This window comes from Pseudomonas sp. GL93 (genome assembly GCF_003408955.1).
GTDB classification, from domain to species: domain Bacteria; phylum Pseudomonadota; class Gammaproteobacteria; order Pseudomonadales; family Pseudomonadaceae; genus Aquipseudomonas; species Aquipseudomonas paracarnis.
On sequence record NZ_NKRF01000005.1, the window covers coordinates 55,336 to 75,992 of the forward strand.

The 20,657-nt window shown below is 60.2% G+C and carries 19 protein-coding genes; 9 read left to right on the plus strand and 10 right to left on the minus strand.

The features are described 5' to 3' along the window. Nucleotides 1-324: 324 nt before the first annotated feature. A complete protein-coding gene (locus CER19_RS01975; protein WP_116665201.1) occupies nucleotides 325-1,254 on the minus strand; it encodes a DMT family transporter in 930 nt (309 codons plus the stop codon). A gap of 92 nt (nucleotides 1,255-1,346) precedes the next feature. Between CER19_RS01975 and CER19_RS01980 the strand changes: the two genes are divergently transcribed. Next, nucleotides 1,347-1,910, plus strand: coding sequence for a helix-turn-helix domain-containing protein (locus tag CER19_RS01980; protein WP_116665202.1), 564 nt, complete (start codon nucleotides 1,347-1,349; stop codon nucleotides 1,908-1,910). A 22-nt stretch (nucleotides 1,911-1,932) separates the two neighbouring features. Beyond that, nucleotides 1,933-3,330: an FAD/NAD(P)-binding protein gene (locus CER19_RS01985; RefSeq protein ID WP_116665203.1), complete on the plus strand. Its 1,398-nt coding sequence runs from the start codon at nucleotides 1,933-1,935 to the stop codon at nucleotides 3,328-3,330. Nucleotides 3,331-3,474: 144 nt separating this feature from the next. On the opposite strand, the gene CER19_RS01990 is transcribed toward CER19_RS01985, so the two are convergent. From CER19_RS01990 to CER19_RS02005, 4 genes are read right to left on the minus strand one after another with little or no spacing between them, the layout of a single operon-like run. After that, a complete protein-coding gene (locus tag CER19_RS01990) occupies nucleotides 3,475-4,737 on the minus strand; it encodes an efflux RND transporter periplasmic adaptor subunit (protein WP_116665204.1) in 1,263 nt (420 codons plus the stop codon). Continuing rightward, nucleotides 4,727-6,205, minus strand: a complete 1,479-nt coding sequence (locus CER19_RS01995; RefSeq protein ID WP_116665205.1) for a TolC family protein — start codon at nucleotides 6,203-6,205, stop codon at nucleotides 4,727-4,729. The genes CER19_RS01990 and CER19_RS01995 overlap by 11 nt, the downstream gene beginning before the upstream one ends. Next, entirely contained in the window at nucleotides 6,198-7,397 is a 1,200-nt protein-coding gene (locus CER19_RS02000) for an ABC transporter permease (RefSeq protein WP_116665206.1), read from the minus strand. Before CER19_RS02000 ends, CER19_RS01995 begins: the two co-directional genes overlap by 8 nt. Then, complete coding sequence (locus tag CER19_RS02005) at nucleotides 7,394-8,101, minus strand: ABC transporter ATP-binding protein (RefSeq protein WP_116665207.1); 708 nt, start codon at nucleotides 8,099-8,101, stop codon at nucleotides 7,394-7,396. The genes CER19_RS02000 and CER19_RS02005 overlap by 4 nt, the downstream gene beginning before the upstream one ends. A 356-nt stretch (nucleotides 8,102-8,457) precedes the next feature. Here CER19_RS02005 and CER19_RS02010 point away from each other — a divergent pair, with 356 nt between their 5' ends. The 3 genes from CER19_RS02010 (at nucleotide 8,458) to CER19_RS02015 (ending at nucleotide 13,495) form a co-directional block, all read left to right on the plus strand. Continuing rightward, entirely contained in the window at nucleotides 8,458-9,189 is a 732-nt protein-coding gene (locus CER19_RS02010) for a TetR/AcrR family transcriptional regulator (protein WP_116665208.1), read from the plus strand. Nucleotides 9,190-9,220: 31 nt separating this feature from the next. Then, nucleotides 9,221-9,388, plus strand: coding sequence for a hypothetical protein (locus CER19_RS28705; RefSeq protein ID WP_165861587.1), 168 nt, complete (start codon nucleotides 9,221-9,223; stop codon nucleotides 9,386-9,388). A gap of 225 nt (nucleotides 9,389-9,613) precedes the next feature. Beyond that, nucleotides 9,614-13,495, plus strand: a complete 3,882-nt coding sequence (locus tag CER19_RS02015) for an Ig-like domain-containing protein (protein WP_116665209.1) — start codon at nucleotides 9,614-9,616, stop codon at nucleotides 13,493-13,495. 70 nt (nucleotides 13,496-13,565) lie between these two features. On the opposite strand, the gene CER19_RS02020 is transcribed toward CER19_RS02015, so the two are convergent. Both CER19_RS02020 and CER19_RS02025 read right to left on the minus strand, forming a co-directional pair. Next, complete coding sequence (locus tag CER19_RS02020; RefSeq protein ID WP_116665210.1) at nucleotides 13,566-14,627, minus strand: FUSC family protein; 1,062 nt, start codon at nucleotides 14,625-14,627, stop codon at nucleotides 13,566-13,568. A 139-nt stretch (nucleotides 14,628-14,766) separates the two neighbouring features. Beyond that, nucleotides 14,767-16,383: an NADP-dependent glyceraldehyde-3-phosphate dehydrogenase gene (locus tag CER19_RS02025; protein ID WP_116665211.1), complete on the minus strand. Its 1,617-nt coding sequence runs from the start codon at nucleotides 16,381-16,383 to the stop codon at nucleotides 14,767-14,769. Nucleotides 16,384-16,521: 138 nt separating this feature from the next. On the opposite strand from CER19_RS02025, the gene CER19_RS02030 reads away from it, so the two are divergent. Next, a complete protein-coding gene (locus CER19_RS02030; RefSeq protein ID WP_116665212.1) occupies nucleotides 16,522-17,409 on the plus strand; it encodes a Dyp-type peroxidase in 888 nt (295 codons plus the stop codon). Between the two features lie 111 nt (nucleotides 17,410-17,520). Here CER19_RS02030 and CER19_RS02035 read toward each other — a convergent pair whose 3' ends face one another. Both CER19_RS02035 and CER19_RS02040 read right to left on the minus strand, forming a co-directional pair. Continuing rightward, nucleotides 17,521-18,255, minus strand: coding sequence for a carbonic anhydrase (locus CER19_RS02035; RefSeq protein WP_116665213.1), 735 nt, complete (start codon nucleotides 18,253-18,255; stop codon nucleotides 17,521-17,523). Nucleotides 18,256-18,378: 123 nt separating this feature from the next. After that, nucleotides 18,379-18,900 (minus strand): DUF3087 family protein, encoded by a 522-nt coding sequence (locus CER19_RS02040; RefSeq protein WP_116665214.1) that lies wholly within the window; start codon nucleotides 18,898-18,900, stop codon nucleotides 18,379-18,381. A 114-nt stretch (nucleotides 18,901-19,014) separates the two neighbouring features. Here CER19_RS02040 and CER19_RS02045 point away from each other — a divergent pair, with 114 nt between their 5' ends. Then, nucleotides 19,015-19,194 (plus strand): hypothetical protein, encoded by a 180-nt coding sequence (locus CER19_RS02045; RefSeq protein ID WP_116665215.1) that lies wholly within the window; start codon nucleotides 19,015-19,017, stop codon nucleotides 19,192-19,194. 12 nt (nucleotides 19,195-19,206) lie between these two features. After that, nucleotides 19,207-19,407, plus strand: coding sequence for a DUF6021 family protein (locus CER19_RS02050; RefSeq protein WP_116665216.1), 201 nt, complete (start codon nucleotides 19,207-19,209; stop codon nucleotides 19,405-19,407). Between the two features lie 30 nt (nucleotides 19,408-19,437). On the opposite strand, the gene CER19_RS02055 is transcribed toward CER19_RS02050, so the two are convergent. Then, nucleotides 19,438-19,674 carry a DUF6555 family protein gene (locus CER19_RS02055; protein ID WP_003192128.1) on the minus strand — a complete coding sequence of 79 codons (237 nt, stop codon included), beginning with the start codon at nucleotides 19,672-19,674 and terminating at the stop codon, nucleotides 19,438-19,440. 120 nt (nucleotides 19,675-19,794) lie between these two features. On the opposite strand from CER19_RS02055, the gene CER19_RS02060 reads away from it, so the two are divergent. Beyond that, nucleotides 19,795-20,628 (plus strand): arylamine N-acetyltransferase, encoded by an 834-nt coding sequence (locus CER19_RS02060; protein ID WP_116665217.1) that lies wholly within the window; start codon nucleotides 19,795-19,797, stop codon nucleotides 20,626-20,628. The last annotated feature ends 29 nt before the right edge of the window (nucleotides 20,629-20,657 follow it).

Here is a 20,657-nt window from a genome sequence, read left to right on the forward strand (position 1 = left end):
GTGCCGCTTTCACGATCACCAAACGGCAAGATGTGGCAGGATCCTACAAGGTAGGCTGAAACCTCCCATTTGGCACTGTTTCAACCTCCCTCTGAACTGAAAAGCCGACCCTGTGGGAGCCGGGCTTGCCCTCGCCTACTGTAGGAGCGAGCTTGCTCGCGAAAAACGTCAACGATAACGTGGGTTTGCTGAATGAACGCGGCGCCTGTAAGTTTTTCGCGAGCAAGAACTAGGCGTCCCCCTCGCTCCTACAAAGAGCCTTAACTGACTGGTATTCGGGCTTGCCCGCGATGACGATAGACCTGGCACCACAGCGTTCCCAGGTTAGCCCTGACGCTCCTGTTCCAAGGCATCTGCCTGCTCAACGGCCTTCTGCCCCTTCGTCTTCAACTCACTCACAGTCACCGCCACCACAATCAACACCGCGCCCAGCATCGCAATCGGCGGGAACCGCTCCCCGGCGATCCGCCCCACAACGCCTGCCCACACCGGCTCACCGGCATAAATCAACGTCGCCCGCGTTGGCGAAACACTTTGCTGCGCCCAGTTCATTGCCACCTGGATCACCGCACTGGTCAAGCCCAGGCCTACGGCACTGAACAGCAGCAACCACGAAAAGCCCGGCAACGCCTCGCCCATCGGCACCACCATCATGAACGACAGCACTGAAGCCGTGGCCAGTTGCACCACGGTCACCCGGCGAATATCCACTTGGCCGGCAAATGCGCTGATCAAAATGATCTCGGCCGCTATGGCCACTGCACCGATCAAGGTGGCGATTTCACCCGCGCTGAAATTCAGCGAGGCCCCCGCCGGGCCGGTCAACAGCATCAACCCGGCAAACGCCAGCATGATGCCGATGCTGGGCATCAAGCCGGGGCGACGGCCCAGCACCAGCCACTGCAACAGCGGCACAAACGGTACATACAACGCGGTGATAAACGCCGACTGGCTGCTCAAGATGGTTTGCAGGCCGATGGTCTGCAAACCGTAGCCGAACATGATCGCCACCCCAATAAACACCCCGGCCTTCAATTCGAACAGGGTCAGGTCGCGCAGGGTGCGCAAGGAAAAGAGCCCCACCACAATCGTCGCCGCCGCGAAGCGCAGGCCGACAAAGAACATCGGCCCGCTGACAGTCATGGCGTGCTGCACCAGCAAGAAGGTGCCGCCCCAGATCATGGTGATCACCACCAGGATGCATTCGGCTTTGCTGAAACGGTTGAAACGCGAAGGGGAGTTCGGGGCGGTCATGGCGGCTCGGTCTTGCAAGGGGAAAGCACGGACCGCACAATGCGCCGCACGCTGGGCAGTATACTGCGCACACCCACCTATTGAGCAATATAGTGCACAAAGAAAATCCGCAACGGGCTTCGGTCCTGCAGCACGTCAGCCAGAACGTTCGTCGCCTGCGCCATGCCGCCGACCTGAGCCAGACCGCGCTCTCGGAAAAATCCGGGGTCAGCCGGCGCATGCTGGTGGCGATAGAAGCAGGGGAGAAGAACGTCAGCCTGTCGACCCTGGACCGTGTCGCCGAAGCGTTGGACGTGGCGTTCAGTGATCTGATTCAGGCGCCGGATGTGCGCGACCACAGCCGTATCAATGAGCTGGCCTGGGCGGGCGAGATTGTCGGCAGTAAGGCGGTGTTGCTGGCCAAGGCTACGGCACGGCGTGAGGTCGAATTATGGGAGTGGCGGCTTGAGCCTGGTGATCGTTATTGCCCGGACCCTGACTTGGAAGGGTGGAGCGAACAACTGTTTGTGTTCGAGGGCCGCCTGACGCTGGTGATAGGTGATCAGGAAAATGTCATCGAGGCTGGAGAGTTCTTTATGTTCGCCAGCCACCAGCCCCATGCTTATCGCAATGATGGGGACGCGGCGGTACGGTTTGTTCGAAATGTGGTGATTTGAGCAACAATAAGGGCGAACTGGCATGAGTGAATCCACCCGCGTTGCAGATGTACTGATCATCGGTGGTGGCCTGAGCGGCACGATGCTGGCCGTGCAACTGCTGCGCCTGCCGGGCACGCGGCGCATCCTGATAGTCGAACCCCGTGCTGAACTGGGGCGCGGCGAAGCCTACAGCGCGGTCGAATTGGGCCATACGCTAAACGGCAATGCGGCGCGCATGAGCGTTGACCCGGACAATGCCGACGACCTGACCCAATGGCTCACCGGCTATATCAACGCCGGAGGATGGCCCGAGTCGTACCAACAGCATGTGCCCATCAGCGAACTGTTCCCGCCACGGGGGATTTTTGGCCTGTACGCCCAACAGCGCTTGGCTGAAGCCAGGGCGCGGACTACATCGACCGTCGAGCACATTCGTGCCGAAGCGGTGGACCTGCAAGTCGACGCAACCTCGGTATTGTTGACCCTCGATAATGGCGAGCAACTGCAGGGTACCTTCGCGGTAGTGGCCACCGGCATGTTCCCGGCGGCGCGCACCCCGCAAACCGCATCCACAGGTTTGAACGCTGCTGCACTGGATCCTTGGGATGTATGCGCGATGACGCGGCTCGACTCCCAATCGACGGTGCTGATCATCGGCTCCGGCCTGACCATGGTCGATGCCGTGGTCTCCCTGGAACAGGCCGGACATCGCGGGCCTATCGAGGTTTTTTCGCGGCACGGCTTGTTGCCCCATGTACGCCGGCAACCGCCCACCTGGGACGACTTCCTCGCCGCCGACCACAGCCTGAGCAGCCCCCGACAATTGCTGCGTGAGGTGCGACGCCAATGCCAGCTCGCGCTGGGGCAAGGTATTGACTGGCAGGCACCGCTGGACACGGTGCGCGTGCACATAGCACGCCTGTGGAGCCAGGCCAGTGAGGCTCACAAGCGCCAGTTCGTGCGGCATGTACGACCTTGGTGGGAAAGCCATCACCACCGTTCGCCGCCCTTGAGTGCGCAGTTGGTAGCGCGGTTGCAGGAGCAAGGGCGGTTGCGGATCCGTGCGGCGTCGTTCAAGGGCTTGGTGCCGTCGCAAGAGGGAGTTGCCATTGCGGTGCGCTACCGTGGCGAGGATGTGATCACCCAGGTGTGGGGCGCTGCGCTGATCAATTCCAGCGGCATCGAATACGACTGGCGCCGGGTGGCCCGGCCTTTACCGCGGCAACTGCTCAAGCGTGGGTTGGTCCAGCCTGGGCCGCTGGCGCTGGGGATTGCGGCGGATGCGACGGGGGCAGTGCTGGATGCTCGCGGCCAGATCAGCCCGCGACTGTTCGCCATGGGGCCACCGTTGCGGGGCATGTGGTGGGAGAGCACGGCGGTGACCGATGTGGCGCTGCAAGCCAAGGCGCTGGCCGCCAGGCTTACGACAGCTATCTAACGGATGCCACAGGGCCAAATGTAGGAGCTGGCTTGCCTGCGAAGAGCCTGAGGGCACCGCGTTTGTTCAGGAAGCACGCGTTATCGTTGACGTTTTTCGCGAGCAAGCTCGCTCCTACAGTTAAGGCATACCCGGGATCGAGTGTCAGTGACTGACTTCCTCGACCCTCACAAACCCGGATTTCAGCCCAAACACCTCAACCCCCTGCGGCGTCGATTGCCCAGTGGTCACTTTCACCCGCTGCACCGGTTTATCCATCGCCGCCCGATACTCCACCGTCATGTCCGCCTGGATCGCCTGGCTGGGAATCACGATCGCCTGGTCATTGTTATAAGTGACAATCGTCAAGCGCGCACTCATGCCCAGGCGCACCCGCTGTAACTGCCGGGGCGTCAGCGTGGGGATCGACAAGGTCACCGGAAACTGCGCGCTGCCCTGGCTGTCGCTGGCGATGGCCAGGCCGCTGACCACACTGACTGAACCGGTCAGCCGCTCGCCATCAAAGCCATCGCCCATGACTTCAACGGCCTGACCCTGACGCAACTGGTTGATATCTAGCTCTGAGACCTTTGCGACGATTTTCAAACGTTCGATATTGGCCAGGCCGAACAGCACCTGGCCCTGGCTGACCTTGCTGCCGGCCTGCACTGGCGCGCTGTTATTGCCGCCACCTTGAGCGGTGTTGGTGTTGCCAGGTGCGGGTACCACGATGCCGGAGAAGGGCGCCTTGACCTCCTTGCCTTCGAGCAGTGTTTGCAAGGCTTGGTACTTCACCGTGGCATTGGTCAGCTCCATCTCGGCGATCTGCCGGTATTCGCCCTGGCCTTGGTCCAAGGCTTGTTGCAGCTCACTGCGCGCCGCCACCAAGTCCAATTGCTGTTGCTGGGTTTGCTGTTTGAGGTCATCCAGTTCGTTGCGCGGGATGATGCCGCGCTTGAACAGGTTTTCGCTCTCGGTGAGTTTGCGTTGGGTGTTGGCTGCGGTCATTTCAGCGGTGCGTAAACTGCGACGGGCGCGGCTGACCGTGGGGCTGCTGCCCCAGTCCTGCATCTCCTGCACGGTGCGCCGGGCCTTGAGTTGCGCGGAGAGCGCATCGCGCAGTTGTACTTCAAGCGTCGCTGGGTCCATGCGCAACAGGACCTGGCCGGCCTCGACGCGCTGGCCTTGTTCGACCAGGTTGGCCAGCACATTGCCGTCGAACGGTGCCGTCAGGACGACGGTGGTGTCCGGCTCGATCTTGCCCACCAGGCCGATTTGGTGCACCAGTGGGTCGGGCTTTACGGCCAGCCACTGTTCGCCTGTACCCGCCTGCTCAGCCCCGCTGCGTTGACTGAGCAGGCCGGCGGCCGCGCCGGCCAACAGCAGGATCAAGGCTACGGCCAGCAGCGATTTTTTATTAATAGTCATTGAGGGCAATTTCCCAACTTTCCAGCGTCATGCCCAGGGTCAGATCGAGCTGGGTCTGGGCGTTCAAATAAGCGATCAGCGCATTGAGCTGGGCATTTTCGGCGTTGCGCAGGTCGGTCTCGAAGCTCAGCACCTGGAAGTTGGTGGAGCGCCCGGCGCTGAGCTTTTCCCGCTCGATCTCGATCTTGCGCCGTGACAACTCCACGGCGCGCTTGGAGATTTCATATTGGCGCCAGCGGGTGCCGAGGTCACGCACCACATTGTTTACGTTGCGCTCCAGTTCCTGGCGGGCGTCGGTAATGCGGATTTCCTGGTCCTCCACATTCACCCGCGCACGCACTTCGGCCTGGCGCGTGCTGATATCGCCAATAGGGATTTGCACTTGCACCCCGGCGTAACTGTCCCAGGTGCGGTTATTGTTATGGCCGTCGTCGTTGTCGGTGGCGGCGCGTATCTGGTTGGCCCCGGCGACCAAGTCCACCTGCCAGCGCCCCGAATCCTTGGCGATCACCAGGTTGAGGTCGGCCTGCTGGCTGCCGAGCAGGGCGGCGAGGTATTCCGGTTGCTGGTTTTGCGCGAGGTTGAAGGCCTGGCGCTTGTCGATCTCCATGGGGCTGGCTTCCAGGGCCTCGGTGGCGCGCACTGGTGTCGACAGGTCCAGGGCCAGCAGGCGCAGCAACGCCAAGCGGCTGGTGTCGAGTTGGTTGCGGGCTTCTTCCACGCCCAATTGCTGGGTGGCGATATCGGCTTCGGTCTGGACGATCTCGAACTCGGCCATGCGCCCGGCGCTGATCAGTGCCTTGTTCACCTCTAGCAAGGTCGTGGAGCGCTTGAGGGCTTCCTGGACGATCACCAACTGTTCCTGAGCGCGCAGCAATTCGCGGTAGGTGGCGATGATCTGGCTGATGGTCTGCGCCACGGTGGCCTTGAGGTTTAGGCGGTTGGCCTGCTCGGCCAGGCGCGACAGGCGCAGCGGTGCGGTGGTGGCATCCCAACCGGCCCCGCGCATCAGCGGTTGGATGATCGCCAGGTCCAGGCCGTCGCTGCGGTAGCGGCCGGCGCGGTTGGCATTGTTCAACTGCTGGGTCCAGGCCATGCTCAAGCGCGTGCCGTATTCGCCGAGCAGGCTGCTGGTGGGCGCGACGTTGGCGTTGCGCGCATTATCTTGGGAGCCGCGGGTGCTGCGGTAATAGCTGTTGAGGGTGAGCTTAGGGTTGAACACGTCTTCGGCCACGCGCAGGTCGAACTTCTGCGCCACCCGTTGCAGGTAGGCGCTACGAATCGCCGGGTTATTACGCAGGCCCAGGTACACCGCGTCCCCCAGGGTCATGGTGGTGACCTGGGCGTTCAGCGAGACGCCACGCTCGTAGCCGCTGCGGGTGGTGCTGGGTGCCTGAGGGGTGATCACCACGTCGGCGGCCATGCCCGGCAGGCTGGTCAGCATGAGCACTAACAGGTACTTATTCATCGCGCAGGGCCTCAACCGGTTGCAACCGTGAAGCCGACACCGCCGGGTAAATGCCAAAGAACAACCCCACCAGCAACGTGCTGCCCACGCCCAGGGGCAGCGCGGCCACCGCCAGGGAAAACGCCCAGCCCGACAGCCACGCATACATCCAGGCGGCAGTCATGCCCAGGACTGCGCCGCACAGTGCCCCCACGGCGGTGAGGGTGACCGCTTCGAGCAAAAACAGATTACGGATGTCCCGCTGGCGTGCGCCCAAGGCCATGCGGATGCCGATCTCACGGCGGCGTTCCGAGACGTTCATCAGCATCACGTTCATCACCCCGACACCGCCGCCCACCAGCGAGATCGCGCCGAGGGCCAGCAGCAGATAGGCGAAGGTGCGGCTTTGGCGGGTCATGCCATCGATCATTTGCTGGGGCACCGTGATGTCGACGCTATGGTCGGTGAGCTGGGGTTGCAGCGCGGCGGCCGCATCCCTGGCGATACGTTCCATGTCCTGTCCCGGCGCTGCGCGGATGATCAGGTTGTTGATCTGCGGGTTGGCGTAGATGCGGCGCATGCCCTCGGCGGGAATGAACAACGATTCGTTGGCCTGCACCGGCATCAGCATGGCCCGGGGTTGGTTGTGCAGGATGCCCACCACCAGAAACAGGTAATCGTTGATACGCACACGGTCGCCCAGTTGCAGCGGGTCACCTGGCGCGCCAAGGGCCTGGGCGAGTTGGTCGCCGATCACCCCGTAGGTTTCGTTGGCATCGAAGGGTGACAGGAAGCGCCCCTCACGCAGCGCCAGGCGCATGGCGTCCTGGATACCGGCAGTACTGCCGACAAAGCTGGCATTGGTGGTGCGCCCATGAAACACGATGGGCCCGCTGAATAGGCTGAGCGCGCCGATATGGGCAATGCCTGGCACTGCCTGGCGCACCGCGTCGAGGTCGAGCTGAGTGCGCATCGGCACGTTGCTGCTGCCCTTGGGTGGGAACTGGGCGATGAGGGTGTCGGTACCCATGTCCTTGAAAATCATCGCCGCATCCACCGCCGCGTTGTGGCCGATATTGATCAGCGCCACCACCGAGGAACTGCCGATGACGATCCCCAGGAGCGCCAGGATCGAGCGCTTGCCCAAGGTACGCAGGCTGATAAACGCTTCATGCAGCAGTTGGCTGAGGCTCTGCTCGACCCGCAGGCTCATGGGCGCCCGGCCTCATGCACCACGCCGTTGTGCACCAGGATCTTGCGCTCCAGGCGCTCGGCAATGTGGGGGTCGTGGGTGACGATGATCAGCGTCACCTGTTGTTCGCGGTTGAGGTTCAACAGCAGGTCCATGATCTCTTGGGCGGTGGTGCTGTCGAGGTTGCCGGTGGGTTCGTCGGCCAAAATCACCGAGGGGTTGCCTACCAGGGCGCGAGCAATGGCCACACGTTGGCGCTGGCCGCCGGAGAGGTCGGCGGGGCGGTGGTGGGCGCGGTCGGCGAGGCCGACTTGTGCGAGCATGCGCTGGGCCTGTTCCACCGATTCATGCCGCGACACGCCGCGATAACTCAAGGGCAGTGCGACATTGTCCAGGGCGCTGAGGCGGGGCAGCAGGTTGAAGCTCTGGAATACGAAGCCGATCTGCTGGTTGCGGATCGCCGCCAGCTCATCGGGTGTGGCGTTGAAAATATCGTGGCCGGCAAAGTGGTATTGGCCGCAGTTGGGCAGGTCCAGCAGGCCGAGGATGTTGAGCAGGGTGCTTTTGCCGGAGCCGGAGGCACCGAGGATGCCGCAGCTGTCCCCGCTGGCGATGGACAGGCACACATCATTGAGAATGCTCAACTCTTGCCCGGCGAGCTGATAGCGCTTGCCGATGCCTTGCAGGGAAATCAAACCTGTGTGCGCGGGGGTCTGTGTCATCATGACTACGCCTGCAGTCTCGACGGTACCGCCTTGCTCCCGGAAAACCCTTGTAACAAGTTCGGAAGCTGCCTGTACGCGTCACGGACTGGTTTTATTTCTTGTTTTTAAAATATTGTTTGAATAGTAACTGCCTTCCTGGCGCTTCGCCAGCCATCGGGGTAGAGCGGTTTTACCCTTCGAAACGATTTCGCCGTCACGTGTGTGTGGCTCACAAAAAATCCCATGCCTCGTCTCAAAAGCCCGGTTATACAGGCTTTGCAAGATATGGCGGAGTGTCACTACTTGCTTTCGACGGGCCGCCCCGGTATAAAAAATCAAATTATTTTTTAAAACAATATTTCCGCCGTGGAACCCATATGGTCGCGAAGAAACTCAGCGCTCCAAACGTTACCAAGACTCGACTGCTGGATGCGACAGAGGCTCTTTTCATCAAATACGGCTACGACGCTGTGTTGCTACGGCAGATAACCGAACGCGCCCAGGTCAATCTGGCGGCGGTGAACTACCACTTCGGGGACAAGGACTCCCTGATGAAAACCCTGCTGATGCAGCGCCTGGAGCCGCTCAACGAGCAGCGCCTGGAACTGTTGGCGCGCTGTGAAGCCGAATCCGATGGCCCACTGGACTGCGACACGCTGCTGGGCGTGCTGTTTGCCCCGGCCATGGGCCTGGAGCGCAGCGACCCGGCCAGCGGGGAAGGGCGCTCGTTCATCCGCTTCCTGGGCCGGGTCTACAGCGACACGTCGCCGTTCATTCAGGAATACCTCAAGGTGCATTACCAGCCGGTGTTCCAGCGTTTCTTCGAGGCCTTCGCCCTGGCCTTGCCGGATTTGGCGCGTAATGAGCTGGGGGTGCGCCTGCAATTTGCCCTCAAGGCCATTTCCGGAGTCATGGCCGGCACCGAGCTGCGCCTGCTGATGAACTCCATGAGCCTGGGCCGCCCGGCCACGGATGCCGAGGTGATGGCCAAGCTGATTACTTTGGTGTCGGCAGCGATCCGAGTGCCGCAGCAGAGTGCAGAGGCTGAAACGGCGTTGGCGAAGGTGCTGGATACCCAGCGCGCCATTCGCGAACAAGCCACACGCTGAAGAAAATCCCCAAACCCCTGTAGGAGCGAGCTTGCTCGCGAAAAACGTCAACGATAACGCGGGCATTCTGGTTAACCGCGCCGTCATTACGTTCTTCGCGAGCAAGCTCGCTCCTACAAAAGTGGGGCGTTTTCCAGCGCCAAAAAGCAGGCAAAAAAAAGCCCGCTGGGGCGGCGGGCTTGATATGCAACGTTTGTAACGGATGAGGCTTCACACTACGTTCCGGCTTGTGAATAAATCGTGAAAAATATGTAAGAAGAAGTGTGAATGTACGGACATTGTATTAACGGCACTTTTGAGTGATTCACCGCCACTCGTCGCCACTGTCAATTCTCACAGCTAGACACCCCTGACTCGTAGCGATTTGATTTCCTGGCCGACACGCACCACTCCGCGTACGTGTCCTCCTACCAGGAGTGTTCTTATGTCTGACTATCCTCTTGATCCCGGCAGTGCTCGCGACCCGTCTATCACCGACGACGCTTCGTTCCCGGTCGCCTGTCTGCCCCACCAGAGAGAGTCTATTGTCGCCGGCCCACAGCGCGTGGAAGACCTGGACCATCCTTATTCCGCATATCCCGCTATACCTCTTCGGCATGTGCCCGGCGAAGTTGCGGTTTATGGTCTGGGCATCCGCCATGTGCGCCCTTATGCGCTTTATTCACTGGAGAGGTGGACCAGTCAGAGTCCTAATGACTACTTCGCCATTTACTTTGACGACCTGAATAATGCGGCCGCTGACGATCTTGTTGAGGATACCTCTCTGATTCGCCAGAACCTGGCGATTCCCGAGGAGCGTATGCCGGAGGGTGAGGTGGTGACCTATGGTCGAGTACTGCGGGCAGGCAGCGGGACCGAAAGCACCTCACCCCAGCAGATTATTCTGATCAAGACCACCCGACCGGGTGGCACCGATACCGACCCTGGCAGCCCTTGGCATACCGGGTTGGTCATGGAAGTCGAAGGGTTCCCCGAAGGAGCGACCCTTCGCCTGGAGCACGTTGGCCTCGGCGTGTATTGCCTGATTGAAATGTACGAAAACCCCCGCAAGAACGATGTGATCGAAATGTCCTGGGATGGCATTTTTGTACTGCATACCGTCACTTCCGATGAAGCGGGCGGAGCGGGGCCGATCCGTGTATTTGTAGATAAGTCGATCATTGCGCAGGGCGGACAACGGGGCACATTGACCCTGCGTTTTCGGGTGCGGGATGTGGTGGAGAACTTCTCCGGCGAAAAATATCAGTATTCCAAACCCTATTTCCTCAACGCAGAACTGGACCCCAACCTGTTGGACGCGCCGATTTTTCTGGTGGATGACCAAGAGCTTGAATCCCGACAGATCGACTTCGACACCCAGAGCGGCTCGACCTTCGAACTCGTCGTCCTGACAGACCGGCAGTTTCCAGCGCCTAACCCCAGGTATGAGATCACCGTTTCCTTGCTTTGCACGCGAGACGACGGCACCAGCGAGACTATCCTGTTGGGACCTGTGCCTGATTTGAACCGAGGGTTTACCTATATTCCTATTGATAACGACATCATTGCGCAGTTGGTGGGGGGCTCACTTCGGGTGTCATTTTTCTGGCAAACCGATGCGCCGCTACCGCGCGAGTCCGGCAGCCTCACGATTACCGTGGTTGGCACCAAGGTTTCAATGTCCGCGCCCAGCGTCAGTCCTATCGAACTGGGGTTGATTCCGGCAGGTGAGGACATCACCGTTACCATACCTGCCTACGAGCCGCACAGCCCCGGCTGGCTGGAAACGCTGTACATCACCCATGTACCGCCGGGTGGCGGTAGCGCGATTATATTTAGCCGAGAGCAGTTGGCCGGTTCTCAAGGCGGCACCTACACGGTCACCGCAGCCGAATTGGAGCAATTCAATGGGCGGGGTGAAATCCACATTTATTACACCACCAATGATGGCGCCGCCCATATTTTGGGAGGCGGCGCATTGGCGATTCGTCAATCGGCGATGCTCGGGGCGCAAGTCGGTGAGCGCATTGCAGACATGCCGGCGCCGCGCTTGCAGGGCACTATTGGAAACAACGTGGACCCGACTGACGTGCCTGGCAGTGATGTGCTGGTCACCTTTACTTACCTGGGCACTCAGGACCTCGACCAGATCCACTGGTCTTGCATTGGCTCGGGCCTTGGCGGCTCCGCCAGGGGCACCCTCACTATCAACTCGGCAACCGCTGGCAAGGAGCTAAACTATCCAGTCACCCGCGACATTCTCGATAAAAACCTTAACGGTAGCCTGCGCATTTCCTACAGCCTGGAGCGCGCTGGCCCGCCGAAAGTAGTGCTGCGTTCAGAAGTACTGATGCTCACCGTGGGCAAAAGTGTGGAGTTGGACCGGCCGATCATCGAGGGCGCCTCGATCTCTCCCGATGAACTCAACCCGTTGGCGGCAGTGCATGGCACACGGGTGATCGTGAAAGTTCGGCCGATGCTGGACATTGACCGTTATACCGTGAGTTGGATCACTGCTGATCATCACGGCAGCTTCGCAGATAATGTCGATGGCAATTCCACTACCCATGAAGTCAGCGTGTGGGTCGATGCTCGCACCATCGCCTGCGGGATCCGTGAGGGCGGCAATACTATCAATGTGCAATATCACTTCCATCGGGGCACGTTCCTTTATGAATCCCTGATAGTCCCCCTGCGGCTGCTACCGCTGACCGGGCTGCCGACGCCGACTATCGAAGGCATCAGCGGGCCGATTCTGGACTTGTCACAACTGAGCCCCACCGCGCGGACCTACATCCCGGTGTGGAGCTTCATCGATGCTGATCAATTAATGTGGATGACGTTTGAAAGCGAAGGCGATGTCATCGAAGACACCTACACCGCCAATGAAGTAACGCCCGACGGTGTGCGCAATGGGATCAACCCGCCCACCCCCGTTGACAAGATCAAGCTGCTGGAGGACGGCGTGGATTTGACGATCAAGTTCTGGGTCAGCCTGGCGGAACACCCGGACAAGAACACCGCCGTGCTGTTCGGTGTTCGCCATTACACCATCCAGGCACTGCCGGGCGTATTGCCCCACCCGTTCATCAATGGCACCACCGACACCGGGCCGAACGTGACGGTGGACCCGCTGCCGATTGAGCACAATACGACGCTCACTGTTCGCTACACCGGTATGAGTGGCCAAGATTTCATCACGATTTGCTGGTTTTTTGCCGACGGCACCTTTTATTCAACCAGCCAGAATGGGCTGGATGGAGGCACGGTGGTATTCAACCTGACCTCGGCCAAGGTCTTGCACCGCAGTGTGAACAGTACGGTGTGCTTGAAGTATTCGGTGAAGCGCCCGGGTGTGGCGGACCCGATTCCGTCAGAAGTGCAGACGGTAAAGGTCAATACCATTCCTGCTGTCAGTTTGCCGCAACCACGGATCAATAATATTGCACCCGGTGGCGTTCTGAACTTGAACAGCTTCACAGGCAGTGCCTTGGCATCAGTCGTCAAGTGGCCTTTGAGCTCAGTGCCAAATCGTGTGTGGCTCACCTGCAGCAGTTCGGGAGTGGCACCGCTTCATGTACTCACGGCTAACGGCGCGTTGATCACCTCAACAGAGGCTGCCAATGGCCTCGCGAACAAAGCCGTATTACGCAGTTGGCTGGAGGCATTACCCAACAACAGGCAGATAACGATAACCTGTGAAGTGGAGTTTGGCGGTAATACGAATAAAGCGCGTGCTGTCGTATTTCCTACCACGTCATACACTGCTGCCTATCCAGCCTTGTCTATTAATACAGCCACGATGACGTTGAATGGAGTTGCGTATATCGTGACGGGTTGGCCAAAGAGAGCCGAGTACGCCGGGAATACGCAAACCCGAGTGGCAACAGGTGGTCGGCCTCCTTATACCTACACCTCCCAGAACTCGTCCGTGGCGACGGTCACATCAACAGGGTTTGTGTCTGGGATGCGTAACGGCAGTACGAACATTGTTGTCACTGACAGGGCGGGTAACCAAGTGTCCTATGCCGTCAGCGTCAGTAACGTATGGCAAGTACGTGAAGACCGTCGCGGAATGGACTGGGGCGGTGCGGTCAATTGGCGAAAGTCCCTGCCAGGTGCTGTCGGCTTTTCCGGCGAGGCTATACGCTTCATGGGCAACGCTTATGGTTGGCCACTGCCGGTGCCTTATGACTCTTGGTATTGGGTATGTACGGAGCCTCAGTGCGACGCCTTTACCGGAGTACTCTGGGACTCCATCGACCCAGAAGTCGTTTGGTGTAATCGAAAGCAGGCGGTTGGATGGGCTTGGTGCTTGCAACCTTGAATAGCAGCGTTTTGTAGAAAAACGTGAAGCAGGTTCATGGGGTTTTAGGACCTGCTTCTCTTGGGTACAACTAAATTTTCCAATGTAATGAGCTTTTCAAAAGCTGCTCGCGCATTCCGTCCACAGTGGCGGTCAGTTGCAGCGTCAATAGTCGATAGCCGTCCAAGCCATTGTGCACTTGGCCCTCCAGCAGTACGGCATTCGGCGCGACATTGCCTGGGCGCTCCAACCGCTCCGTCACCCCCGACTTCAACGCCCGCGCCATCCCCACCAACTGCACCCGAATCTGCCGATGCTCGGCCTTCAACATCACCCGCATCCGCGCCGTGGCCTGCTCGTCGCGCGGGTCCGGCCGGGTATTGCCCAGAATCTCAAGAGTGCTGATGCACAGGCGCAGGTGCCGCTGGATCGCATCCAGTTCAGTCATGGAAATCCGCACTTCCTTGGACACCGACGGCATCAACGAACGCAGTTGCACCATCGCCCCGTTCAAGCGGTTGAGCAGCTTGAGGTGTTCATCGTCGGTGACCGATTGGCCATTGATGATCCGGCTATAAATCTGCGCGCAGTCACGCAGGGCGCTGGCCAGGTTGTAGCGCCACGAATACACGGCGTACAACGGCAAGGCAAAGGAAAACGCCAGGGCCAGCACAATGCCGATCAGGATATCGACGGTGCGCCACAGGCCATCGGAGATCGGGTTGTCGCCGTGGCCGGCGACGATAAATACCGTGATCGCCGACAGCAGCGCGATATAGCCGCCCTTGCCGATGGCGTGATAGGAAAAGAACCCGCACACCACCGACATCAGCAGGTAGGTGAGCAACGGCAGGCCGAAGTACGCCTGTTGCACCACCAGCAGCAAGCCGACGCTGGCGCCGATCAAGGTGCCGTAGGCGCGCTCGACGGCTTTCTTGCCGATATTGCCATGGTGCTGCAACCCGCCGATGACGATCAGCATGGTCACCGACGCCCATTCGCCGTGGGGCAGGTTGAGGCCGGTGGTCAGCAGGATGGTTGCCAGCAAACCCACCGATACGCGCGCGGCGTGGATCAGCTTGGCATGGCGAAAGCGGCGGTAAGGGTCGAGCAAGGGGCGCAGCAGGCGCCGGGCAAAGAAGGGCAGGTTCATCAGTCTTAAAGTGGCCTCAAATGTATGAATGTGCTCGATCCAATGTGGGAGCTGGCTTGCCTGCGATAGCATCACCGCGACCTGACTGAAAGACCGAGGTGTCGGCATCGCAGGCAAGCCAGCTCCCACACGGTTGGTTTCAGAAGATGTAGTCGGTAGTCAGGAAACTCGAATCGCGATTGCGCAAAATATCGCTGACCAACGCCTTGTTACTCTCCTGGAACTTGGTCGCCACCAAGGTACGGATCGAGAACACGCGCAAGGCGTCATGCACCGACAACGTGCCCTCGGCCGAGTTCTTGCGCCCGTTGAACGGGAAGGTGTCCGGCCCACGCTGGCATTGGGCGTTGATATTGATGCGGCCCACCTGGTTAGCGAAGGTGTCCACCAGGCGTCCGACTTCCACGGGGTTGGTACCGAAAATGCTCAATTGCTGGCCGAAATCCGAGTCCAGCACGTAGTCGATCACGGTTTCCAGGTCGCGGTAGGGCACGATCGGCACCACCGGGCCGAATTGCTCTTCGTGGTAGACGCGCATCTGCGGGTTCACCGGATACAGCACCGCCGGGTAGAAGAACGAACCACGGCTGCTGCCGCCCTCGGCATTCATCACCTTGGCACCATGCCGTGCGGCGTCGGCCACCAGCTCGTTGAGGTAATCCACCTTGCCCACTTCCGGCAGCGGCGTCAGCGCCACGCCGTCTTCCCAGGGCATGCCTGGCTTGAGCGTCGCGAGTTTGGCGTTGAATTTCTCGATAAAGCTATCGACGACATCTTCATGCACGAACAGGATCTTCAACGCCGTGCAACGCTGGCCGTTGAACGACAGCGAACCGGTGACGGCTTCACTCACTGCGTTGTCCAGCTCCACTTCGGGCAGCACGATGCCAGGGTTTTTCGCATCCAGGCCCAGCGCAGCGCGCAAACGGTGCGGCTTGGGGTGCAGTTTTTTCAAATCACTGGCGGCCTTGTTGGTGCCGATAAACGCAAAGATATCGATCTTGCCGCTGGCCATGAGCGCGCTCACGGTCTCGCGGCCGCTGCCGTAGATCACGTTGATCACCCCGGCCGGGAAGCTGTCGCGGAAGGCTTCCAGCAAGGGGCGAATCAACAGCACACCCAGCTTGGCCGGCTTGAACACCACGGTATTGCCCATGATCAAGGCCGGGATCAGCGTGGTGAAAGTCTCGTTCAGCGGGTAGTTGTAAGGCCCCATGCACAACGCCACGCCCAGGGGGACGCGGCGGATCTGGCCGAGGGTATCCTGCTCCAGTTCAAAGCGGCTGCTGCGGCGGTCGAGTTCCTTGAGGGCATTGATGGTGTCGGTGATGTAGTCGCAGGTGCGGTCGAATTCTTTCTGCGAGTCTTTGAGGTTCTTGCCGATCTCCCACATCAGCAGCTTGACCACCGCATCGCGCTGTTCGCGCATGCGCCGCAAAAACGCCTCAACGTGCTGGATCCGCTCGACCACCCGCATCGTCGGCCATGCACCCTGGCCACGGTCGTAGGCGCGCACGGCCGCATCCAGGGCGGTGAGGGCGGTCTCGGCATCCAGCAACGGCGTGCTGCCGATGTGCACGCGCTCATCACTCAGTTGCACCGGGCTTTGCACGCGGGCGAGCGGGCCGTTCCACAGCTGCAACTGGCCATCGACCAGGTATTCACGTTGCTCAATGGGCGCCGCCAGGCGGAACTGTTCAGGAATTTGCGCGGTGGAGGTGGGAAACAGCTGGGCGAGCAGGTTGCTGGTGGTCATGTCGCTACCCCTGGAATAGTTGCAAAACATGACTAGAGAGTCACCCAACACGCGGCTCTAACGCAAGGCTTGCGCGCATTCTTGTTCGCAGTGCGGTGTACGCCGGGTAAACTGCGCGGCTTTTCAGAAGGAGTTCACATGAGTCAGTACCAGCCGGGCATTCTTGCCGCACCGGTGCCTTTGCAGGCCCGCCATCTGTTTTTCGCCCTCGATTCGTTGCAAGCCGTGCCCGCTGCGCTGGACGCGCTGGTGCAGTTGACCGATGCGGCGGCCGTGGTGGGGTTCGGTGAGCCGCTGGTCAAGGCGCTGGGTGCCCAGATCCCAGGGCTGCGCTCATTCCCGGCCGTCAGCGGCCCTGGCGCTCACAACCCGTCGACTCAACAGGCGCTGTGGGTATGGTTGCATGGGGTGGATCGCGGTGAGTTGTTGCTGCGCAGCCGGTCCGTCGAAAAAGCGCTGGCTCCGGCGTTTCGTCTGGTGCAATCGACTGAAGGTTTCCGCTACAAGACCGGCTTTGACCTGACCGACTATGAAGACGGCACCGAAAACCCCCACGACGATGCCGCCGTGGAAGCCGCGCTGACCGACAGCGGCGCCAGCTTCGCTGCTATCCAGCAATGGCAGCACGACCTTGACGGTTTCGCCGCGTTGCCTGCCCAGGAGCGTGACCACATCATTGGCCGCCGCCATGGCGATAACGAAGAACTCGACGACGCCCCCGAGTCGGCCCATACCAAGCGCACTGCCCAGGAAAGCTTCACGCCGGAAGCCTTCGTAGTGCGCCGTTCCATGCCCTGGGCCGAAAATGGCCAGGCGGGGCTGATGTTTCTCGCATTTGGTCATTCTTTCGATGCGTTCGAAGCGCAGTTGCGACGCATGAGTGGGTTGGAAGATGGGATTGTCGATGGCCTGTATCGCATCAGCACGCCGTTGACGGGAGGCTATTACTGGTGCCCGCCGCTGAAGGACGGGCGCCTGGACCTGGGCTTGGTTTTTGAAGCGCCGCTTGCTTTAAACGATCATTAACTCTATGTAGGAGCGAGCGTGCCCGCGAAAAACGTCAACGATAACGCGCGCCGCCTGAATCAACGCGGCGCCTTCGCGTTTTTCGCGAGCAAGCTCGCTCCTACAGAAAGCTTAACCGAGCACTTTCACCTTGCCGCTGTGCAGCTTGTACACGCCGCCGACGATCAACAGTTTTCCCGCCGCGACCGCATCGGCCAGCAGGCTTGATTCAGTCATGAGTCGCGCCATGGTGTCGGTGACATTTTGTGCAATGGCGTTTTCCAGCAGATCGCCGGGCGCTTTCAATACCTTGTTCACCGAGGGTTTGAAGGTGTCAGCCAAGCCCTGGATCTTGCCGGGGAACCGGGCGTTATCCTTGACGGCCTTGACCCCTGCCGCGACGGCGCCACACATGTCGTGCCCCAATACCATGATCACGGGCGTGCCCAATACCGCTACGGCATATTCGAGGCTGGCGAGCCCGCTATCGGTGACGAAATTGCCCGCCACGCGTACTGCGAAGAGGTCGCCGAGGGCGGTGTCGAAGGCGTACTCGGGAGCGATCCGCGAATCGGCGCAGCTCAATACCGCGACAAACGGATTTTGCCCGCCCACCAACGCTTCGCGTTCGCTCATAAAATCGTGACGCTTGGTCACTCCGTCGGCGTAACGCTGGTTGCCTTCCATCAGTCGCTGCAAGGCAAGCTGTGGGCTGAGGTCGTTGGTGGGCTTGGGCAGACTCGCGGGCGTCGGGGCTGCGTGCGCCAGGGAGGGCATTGCGCCGGCAAGCAGGGTTGCGCCTGCACTGACGGCAGCCAGCCGCAGGAAGTTTCGTCGGTCTTTTATAGAGGGGTGGCGATCGCACATAGGCAAGGTTCTCAGGCTCGTTTAGAGAGGGAGGTGCCTAGAGTGGGAATGACCGCCTTGAAATGATGTAAGAATTTTCTAGTTTTTCAGTATGTTACTTGTAAACCAAGACGTCGCCCGGACTTATGCGCTTTTCAGACTGTCCAGCCAGGCCGGGTCCAACCGGGTTTGCGCGATATCGATACCCAGCGCCTGCATCTTTGCCTGGTGGGCTTGGATCTCGCCCACCAGTTGCGCCTGGGCGCTGGAGTTGGCGTCCAGCTCGTGCATCTGCGTCAGCCCCAGGTGATAAAAGCGCAACAGCTTGATGGCTGCCGGGTCGTTGGCCTGCACCCGCTCGCTGACCTTGTGCATGACATTGGTCACGCTCATCAGGCTGCGCTTGAGTTGCCAGCCATACACCGCTGGCGCCAACCAGGGCTGGCTCCAGAACGGGCCACGCACCAGTGCGACCGTGATCAACACCCCGGCGAATACGCCGCCGACATTGAAGCGAAAATTGTCACCGCCAGGCTCACCGAACAGCATCACCGCCAGGCTCGACAGCAGCATGGCCAAGGCCAGGAACAGCACCGCCACGATCAACGTGCTACGGCGGGTCTGTTGGCGATAGGCAGCGGGGTCGCAGGGTTTGAGCTCGAACATCCGGGGCAGGTCTCCAAAAAGGGCGGTCATCTTCTCACGCTTGGCGCAATGAAGTTGAACGATGGCGCAGGGCGGTTTCTCTAAAACGGTGAACCCCCCATGAGGTCAGCCATCATGCCCGACTACAAGCAGCCACCGCCTGGTACACCCGACCCGCACCGCACCCCCGGTGAAGAGGAGCGCGACAACGATGCGTTGCGCCCCAATGACCCGAAAGAGCGGGGCCCGGACGATGATGTGCAGCACGTCGAAGAAGACCTGGAAAACCTCCACGACAGAGCCCGTCCGCTTTAGCAGGAGAATATGATGAACAAATCTACCGATGGTCCCTCTTCCAACGAACACGCCAGTGGCAAGGATGAACTTGGCTTCGACCCGGACTCGCCGGATGTAGCCGACCCACAGGTCGATCCCATCGGCCCGGCTATTGCGCCGTTGGACAAAAAGGACGACGAGACAGCGAAAAAAAAGCCGCCCTACGATCCGTTGGGCGACTTGAAGCAATGAACCGAGCCCCGCCTGTGTGCGGGGCTTTTTTTACCTGGGCGGGGACCAGCTGACGTCGCTGATACCGTACTTTTCCGCCCAGGGCCGGGTGGTTTTTTTCACCTGCTCGTGACCCACGCGACCGATGCGGCTGACATGGGCAATGTCGGCATCAACGGCCGCCCAATGCCAGGCCTCGGCATTGTTCATCACTTCGGCGCGCACCACGAAAGACTTGGGTTTACCGTGTAGCTGATAGTGGACGGTGTAGATTTTTGCGGTACTCATGTTGCCTCCCTGTCTTGTTATAGATGGATAGGCCAGCGTTCTAAAAGGTTCATTCAAAATGACAACGTACGCAGTGGCGCGGCATAGTGACGCTCTTGCCCTGCGCCCGAGGATCGCGCCATGCACACACTCGCCAATAGCCGCCTGTACCTGCAACGCCTGGGCTATGCCTCGCCACCGCCGCCCACCTTGCAAACCCTGCGGGACTTGCAACTGCGCCATGTGTGCAGCTTTGCCTTTGAAAGCCTGTCGACCTTGATGCATGCACCGGTGCCGATCGACCTGCCCAGCGTCGAGCGCAAGGTGCTGCACGAGGGGCGCGGCGGCTATTGCTACGAGTTGAACCAGCTGTTCCTTGCCCTGTTGCTGGAGCTGGGCTTTGACGCCCGTGGCATCACCGGACGTGTGGTGATCGGCGGCCCACCGGACGCCCACACCGGGCGCACCCATCGCTTGAGCCTGGTGACCCTTGACGGCGTGCGCTATATCACCGATGTCGGTTTTGGCGGCATGGTGCCCAGCAGCCCGCTGCAACTGGATAACGACGCGCCCCAGGCCACCGCTCATGAGCCTTATCGCCTGACGCTCAATCACGGCAGCTACACGCTGTGGGCACAGGTGGGTGAGGAGTGGCGCGGCCTGTACGTGTTCGATCTGCAAACCCAGGCAGACATCGACTATGAAATCGGCAACTGGTACGTCTCCACGCACCCTGGTTCACCGTTCTTGGGGCAGTTGAAAGCCGCGCTGCTTGCGCCCGGTAAGCGTCATACCTTGGCCAACGCCCGCTATGCACTTCATTATCTGGATCGACCCAGCGAAAAGCGCACACTGAAGAGTGCCGATGAGTTGCTGGGGCTGTTGCGCGACACCTTCGGCATTCGGCTGCCGGATCAGCCTCAACTTCGTGAAGCCGTTGAACACCTGATCCGTATGAATCCTGAAGAGTCTTGAGATAGAGCCTTCGCTGAACCGTTTTTTCT

What these genes read in the sequence shown, in the direction of transcription:
- CER19_RS01990 (WP_116665204.1), bottom strand. Translation starts at nt 4,737, where the DNA reads ATGACTATTAATAAAAAATCGCTGCTGGCCGTAGCCTTGATCCTGCTG.
- CER19_RS02060 (WP_116665217.1), top strand. Translation starts at nt 19,795, where the DNA reads ATGCACACACTCGCCAATAGCCGCCTGTACCTGCAACGCCTGGGCTAT.
- CER19_RS02020 (WP_116665210.1), bottom strand. Translation starts at nt 14,627, where the DNA reads ATGAACCTGCCCTTCTTTGCCCGGCGCCTGCTGCGCCCCTTGCTCGAC.
- CER19_RS02040 (WP_116665214.1), bottom strand. Translation starts at nt 18,900, where the DNA reads ATGTTCGAGCTCAAACCCTGCGACCCCGCTGCCTATCGCCAACAGACC.
- CER19_RS02035 (WP_116665213.1), bottom strand. Translation starts at nt 18,255, where the DNA reads ATGTGCGATCGCCACCCCTCTATAAAAGACCGACGAAACTTCCTGCGG.
- CER19_RS01975 (WP_116665201.1), bottom strand. Translation starts at nt 1,254, where the DNA reads ATGACCGCCCCGAACTCCCCTTCGCGTTTCAACCGTTTCAGCAAAGCC.
- CER19_RS02025 (WP_116665211.1), bottom strand. Translation starts at nt 16,383, where the DNA reads ATGACCACCAGCAACCTGCTCGCCCAGCTGTTTCCCACCTCCACCGCG.
- CER19_RS02050 (WP_116665216.1), top strand. Translation starts at nt 19,207, where the DNA reads ATGAACAAATCTACCGATGGTCCCTCTTCCAACGAACACGCCAGTGGC.
- CER19_RS02045 (WP_116665215.1), top strand. Translation starts at nt 19,015, where the DNA reads ATGCCCGACTACAAGCAGCCACCGCCTGGTACACCCGACCCGCACCGC.
- CER19_RS02015 (WP_116665209.1), top strand. Translation starts at nt 9,614, where the DNA reads ATGTCTGACTATCCTCTTGATCCCGGCAGTGCTCGCGACCCGTCTATC.
- CER19_RS02005 (WP_116665207.1), bottom strand. Translation starts at nt 8,101, where the DNA reads ATGATGACACAGACCCCCGCGCACACAGGTTTGATTTCCCTGCAAGGC.
- CER19_RS02010 (WP_116665208.1), top strand. Translation starts at nt 8,458, where the DNA reads ATGGTCGCGAAGAAACTCAGCGCTCCAAACGTTACCAAGACTCGACTG.
- CER19_RS02000 (WP_116665206.1), bottom strand. Translation starts at nt 7,397, where the DNA reads ATGAGCCTGCGGGTCGAGCAGAGCCTCAGCCAACTGCTGCATGAAGCG.
- CER19_RS01995 (WP_116665205.1), bottom strand. Translation starts at nt 6,205, where the DNA reads ATGAATAAGTACCTGTTAGTGCTCATGCTGACCAGCCTGCCGGGCATG.
- CER19_RS02030 (WP_116665212.1), top strand. Translation starts at nt 16,522, where the DNA reads ATGAGTCAGTACCAGCCGGGCATTCTTGCCGCACCGGTGCCTTTGCAG.
- CER19_RS01985 (WP_116665203.1), top strand. Translation starts at nt 1,933, where the DNA reads ATGAGTGAATCCACCCGCGTTGCAGATGTACTGATCATCGGTGGTGGC.
- CER19_RS02055 (WP_003192128.1), bottom strand. Translation starts at nt 19,674, where the DNA reads ATGAGTACCGCAAAAATCTACACCGTCCACTATCAGCTACACGGTAAA.